Annotated in this window: 5 protein-coding genes; 3 read left to right on the top strand and 2 right to left on the bottom strand. The window is 72.8% G+C overall.

All coding sequences use genetic code 11. The features are described from left to right. The first annotated feature begins 392 nt into the window (after positions 1 to 392). Positions 393 to 1,265 carry a GNAT family N-acetyltransferase gene (locus tag ACSW7Y_RS16345; protein WP_438127295.1) on the top strand — a complete coding sequence of 291 codons (873 nt, stop codon included), beginning with the start codon at positions 393 to 395 and terminating at the stop codon, positions 1,263 to 1,265. Positions 1,266 to 1,314: 49 nt separating this feature from the next. Here the strand turns inward: ACSW7Y_RS16345 and ACSW7Y_RS16340 are convergent, their stop codons facing one another. Next, positions 1,315 to 1,878, bottom strand: a complete 564-nt coding sequence (locus ACSW7Y_RS16340) for a helix-turn-helix domain-containing protein (protein WP_438127294.1) — start codon at positions 1,876 to 1,878, stop codon at positions 1,315 to 1,317. Between the two features lie 76 nt (positions 1,879 to 1,954). Between ACSW7Y_RS16340 and ACSW7Y_RS16335 the strand changes: the two genes are divergently transcribed. Next, entirely contained in the window at positions 1,955 to 2,845 is an 891-nt protein-coding gene (locus ACSW7Y_RS16335) for an NAD-dependent epimerase/dehydratase family protein (protein ID WP_438127293.1), read from the top strand. Between the two features lie 237 nt (positions 2,846 to 3,082). Here ACSW7Y_RS16335 and ACSW7Y_RS16330 read toward each other — a convergent pair whose 3' ends face one another. Beyond that, positions 3,083 to 3,685: a TetR/AcrR family transcriptional regulator gene (locus tag ACSW7Y_RS16330; RefSeq protein ID WP_438127292.1), complete on the bottom strand. Its 603-nt coding sequence runs from the start codon at positions 3,683 to 3,685 to the stop codon at positions 3,083 to 3,085. Positions 3,686 to 3,754: 69 nt separating this feature from the next. Here ACSW7Y_RS16330 and ACSW7Y_RS16325 point away from each other — a divergent pair, with 69 nt between their 5' ends. Next, positions 3,755 to 4,489: an SDR family oxidoreductase gene (locus ACSW7Y_RS16325; protein WP_438127291.1), complete on the top strand. Its 735-nt coding sequence runs from the start codon at positions 3,755 to 3,757 to the stop codon at positions 4,487 to 4,489. Positions 4,490 to 4,534 lie beyond the last annotated feature (45 nt).

Below are 4,534 nucleotides of genomic sequence, written 5' to 3'. Positions count from 1 at the left end.
TCCCGGTCCTGTTCATCGTGCGGCGGATGCCGTCGCAACGGCTGGCGGCGCAGCCCCGCTCCGTGGACTGAGCGCGGCCGGGGCAGACGCAGCCCCGCTCTGTGGAGTGAGCGCAGCCGGGGTCAGACGGAGGCGCTTTCCTGGCCGCGGAGGGGCCCACTCCACGGCTGAGCTCGAAACGTTACGTCCACGCGTGCGGGCTCGTTCCAGGCACCAGGATGGCCGTGGAAGAGAATCCCGGAACCCGTGGAATGTCCGTCAGCATCGGGATCCGCGATTCGCACCACCACTGGTATCCGCGAACAGACCGAACACCTCTCGATCCAGCCAGGTGCGCACCGCGGTCCGGCCGCCCCTGGCGGAGCGTCGTCCCAGGTGCTGCACTGTCCTGCATGACCATCACCGTCGACGTCCCGGACACCACCGCCCTCGGGGCCGTCGTCACGACCCTGACATCGTGGCAGCGCGACGTCCCGCTCGTGCAACTGCACCCCGGTGACCTCGGGTGGGCCTGGCGGTACGGAGCCGCATCGGTGGCGGCCGCCCTGCGGGTGTGGTCCGAAGACGGCGTGGTCGTGGCGATCGGGTTCCTCGACGGTCCGTCGGTCCTCCGCATGTCGGTCGCACCCGCGTACTGGACCGACCCTGGACCCGCTCGGGTCATCCGGGAGGACCTCTCCCGCACGGATGACGAACGCTTCCCGGTGGGCGAGCTGTCGGTCGAGGTGCCCACCACGACAGCGGTCCACGAGCACCTCGCATCGGGAGGTTGGGGCCCGGGCGAGGCCTGGACACCCCTTGCCCGCGACCTCTCCGATCCGGTCGAACCGACGCCGTCCGGCTTCCGCTCCGAGGTCGTGGATGCGTCCAACGTCGCCGACTTCACGGCCGTGCACCGGTCCGCATGGGGCAACGCGAGCTTCACCGACGAGCGCTGGCGGACGATGGTCGGTGGGGCGCCCTTCGACGCGGGTGTCTGCCTGCTGGGACGGGACGGCTCGGGCGCCCCCGTGGCCGGTGTCACGGTGTGGGGCGCGGGGGACGGTCGGCCCGCGATCCTCGAGCCGATGGGGGTGCACGCGGACCACCGTGGCCGCGGGTTCGGACGGGCGATCTGCACCGCGGCCGCCGCGGTGCTGCAGGAGTGCGGGGCGTCGACCGCATGGGTCTGCACCCCGAGCTCGCTGCGGAGTGCGGTGGCGACCTACCGGTCCGCCGGGTTCTCGCCGCTGGAGAAGCGGCCCGATCGGGTACGGCCGGTGTGACCGTCCCGTCGGTCGGTCGCCCACACCTCGGCAGCACGCAGACCGCAGATCATCGCGCCGCCGCCCGCAGCGCCAGCACTTCCTCGTCCACGAACGGCCCGAGCGCTGCGCCGGCCTCGGCGGCCGTCCACCGCTCGAACCCGTCCGAGTACCCCCGCACGGCCGTCCCGGCGAGCACGGTCGCCCGGTGCGCCGGCACGCCACGCTCCCGCAGTGCCGCCGCGAGTGCCTCGGTGACGACGAATCGCTTGTAGACGTACCGCTCCCGGAGCGCCTCGTGCTCGGCGGTCAGGGCGGTGATCGCGGCGCCGATCGCCTGCTGCTCGGGAACGTGTGCCGTCACGAGGGCGTCGAGCACGTCGTCGACCACGTCCAGGTCGCCCCGGTCCGCGGCCGCGTCCCCGGCGACGCGCCGAACGATCTCGACCATGGCTGTCTGCCCCTGGAACAGGATCTCCCGCTTGTCGGGGAACTGCCGGAAGAGCGTCGCCTTCGTGAGCCCGGCCCGTTCGGCGATCTGTGCCGCGGTGGTGTCGTCGTAGCCCTGCTCCGCGAAGAGTTCGAGCGCCGCTCGGAGGAGTCGTCCGCGGGGGTCCGGTTGCCATCGTGCCACCGGCCCATGCTACTCAATGCGACTCAGTCTCATGGCGTGTACGGTGACGATACCGAGTCTCATCAAAGGAGTCATCATGCAGGTCTTGATCACTGGAGCGTCCGGGTGGATCGGGAGCGCCCTCACTCGCGACCTCGTCTCTCGAGGGCACGACGTCGTCGGACTCGCCCGCTCCGACGCGTCCGCCGAGCGCATCCGCGCGGCGGGAGCCCGCCCGGTCCGAGGCGACGTGTCCGACCACGCCCTGATCGTCGAGCAGGCCCAGCGTGCGGACGCGACGGCGCACCTGGCGTTCACGCTCGACTTCGACGCCTTCGACGAGACGATCGACAACGAGGTCACCTTGGTCGCCGCCCTCGCCGATGCGCTCGCGGACAGCGGGAAGGCGTTCTTCGCTGCGTCCGGCACACCGACGAACCCCACCGGGGTCGCCACGGAGGACGATGCGCTCGACCCCGACGGTCCCGCCGGGGCTCGGTCGCGCACCGCCTCTGCGGTCCTCGCACTCGCCGACCGCGGGATCCGTTCAGGGCTCGTCCGGATGCCGCGGACGGTGCACGGCGCGGGGGATCGGAACGGGCTCATCGCCTCGCTCGTGCAGCTGGACCGGCAGCTCGGTGTCGCCGCGTACGTCGGCGACGGCACGAACCGGTGGCCGGCCGTGCACGTCGCCGACGCGGCGCGACTCTTCCGCCTCGCGCTCGAGGCCGCGCCGGCGGGTTCCGTCCTGCACGCCGTCGCGGAGGAGGGGGTGCCGATGCGCGCGGTCGCCGAGGCCCTCAGCCGCCAGACCGGCCTGCCCGCGCAGGCGGTCGACCCCGCGACACTCGGGGTGTTCGGCGCGCTCCTCGGCGGCGACCAGCCGGCGTCGAGCGCACGGACGCGCGCCCTCCTCGGGTGGGAGCCGGCGGGGCCGACGCTCCTCGAGGACCTGGATGCCGGGTACTACACGACGTCGGCCGACTGACCGAGGTCGGGGCCGGGGGCACCAGCCTGGAGGCGCGGATCACCGCAGCAGGTCTGCGTACGGTGCGCCGCGCCTCCAGGCTGGTCGCCTCCGGGACGGCGTCCGCGGGTTCCGGACCGACCGCATCACCGACCTGCAGGTGCTCGACGAGGTGGCGCCGCTGCGTGACCCGGCACTGTGGGAGCGCGACCTCGCGCAGTGGCCGACGCGGGGGCTCGGCGCGCGCTACTGCGACGACTAGGCCCGGCGACGATCCGGCGCGCCCGCGACCCGCGCCACGACCCCGGCGGTCGCGAGGTCGACGCGCTCGCGGGCACGTCGTTCGTCGTCCCCGAACCGGTCCACAGCCCACGACACCGCCGTCAGCAGCTCGAAGACCTCGGTCGCGGGCACTCCCGGTGATCCTGCGTCGGCCCCGGAAGCGGCGCGGAGGAAGTCGGCCGTCCGGGCGGTGAGCCGCTCGCTGACCGGCTGCACCGGGTTGCCGTCGTCGTCCTTCGTGCGGGCGATGCAGGTCGGGAGGTCCTGCCAGATCCGCAACCGCCACGTCAGCTGGAACATCCACTCGCGCAGCGCCACCACCGGCTCACGGCACTCGAGCGCGAGCGACTCCGTGAGCAGTGCGTCGACACTGTCCTCGACGACGGCGGCGAGGAGGTCGTCACGCGTCGGGAAGTTCCGGTACAGCGTCGCGTTCCCCACGCCCGCGCGCATGGCGATGCCGTCCGTCGGCGCGTTGATCCCCTCGGACTCGAAGCAGGTCCGAGCCGCGTCGAGGATCGCGTCCCGGTTGCGTTTCGCGTCGGCGCGCACGAGGACCTCCGAAATCGGTGTCGACAAAGTGGGGACTGTCCCCACATACTGGAACGGGGAGCTTCCCCACTTCGACCAGACTACCGCAGGAGCACCATGGCCCAGCAGCTCGACCACCGCACCGTCCTCGTCACCGGAGCGAACGGAGGGCTCGGCGCCGAGTTCGTCCGCCAGGCCCTGGACCGGGGCGCTCGCCGCGTCTACGCGGCAGCGCGCACACCGAAGGACTGGGGCGACGAGCGGGTCGTCCCGCTCCGCCTCGACGTCACCGACCCGGACTCGATCGCCGCAGCGGTCACCGCGGCACCGGACGTGGACCTCGTGGTCAACAACGCCGGCATCGCCCCCGCATCCGACGCGAGCATCGCGAACCCGGCGGAGGAGTCGCTCGACGCCGTCTTCGCGACGAACACGCTCGGGCCGATCCGCGTCGCCGGGGCGTTCGCCCCCGTGCTCGCCGCGAACGGTGGCGGTGCCGTGCTCAACGTGCTGTCGCTCGCCGCGTGGATCCCCCTGCCGACCGTCTACGCGGCGTCGAAGGCCGCGGCGTGGTCCGCCACGAACGGGCTGCGCGTCGAACTCGCCGACCAGGGCACGACCGTCACCGGGCTCGTCGTCGGCATGGTCGACACCGCGATGGGTGCCCGGTTCGACGTCCCGAAGTCCGACCCCGCCGACGTCGTCGCGCAGGCCTACGACGGCGTGGTGTCGGGAGCGCACGAGGTGCTGGCCGACGAGGACTCCCGCATGGTCAAGTCGCTGCTCTCGCGTCCGGCGGAGGAGCTCGCCGCCGTCACGGAGGCCGCGGCCCGCGCGGTGGTGAGTGGCTGACAGCGCGACCCGGCCACGGCCTGGAGGCACGACACGCGTCCGACG

Origin of the sequence: Curtobacterium flaccumfaciens, assembly GCF_051548005.1 — a bacterium.
Lineage (GTDB): Bacteria > Actinomycetota > Actinomycetes > Actinomycetales > Microbacteriaceae > Curtobacterium.
Note: the sequence above shows the minus strand (reverse complement) of the source record. Positions and strands in the feature narration are given on the sequence as shown.

Coding starts and splice junctions, on each gene's coding strand:
- ACSW7Y_RS16345 (WP_438127295.1), top strand. CDS start 393: ATGACCATCACCGTCGACGTCCCGGACACCACCGCCCTCGGGGCCGTC.
- ACSW7Y_RS16335 (WP_438127293.1), top strand. CDS start 1,955: ATGCAGGTCTTGATCACTGGAGCGTCCGGGTGGATCGGGAGCGCCCTC.
- ACSW7Y_RS16325 (WP_438127291.1), top strand. CDS start 3,755: ATGGCCCAGCAGCTCGACCACCGCACCGTCCTCGTCACCGGAGCGAAC.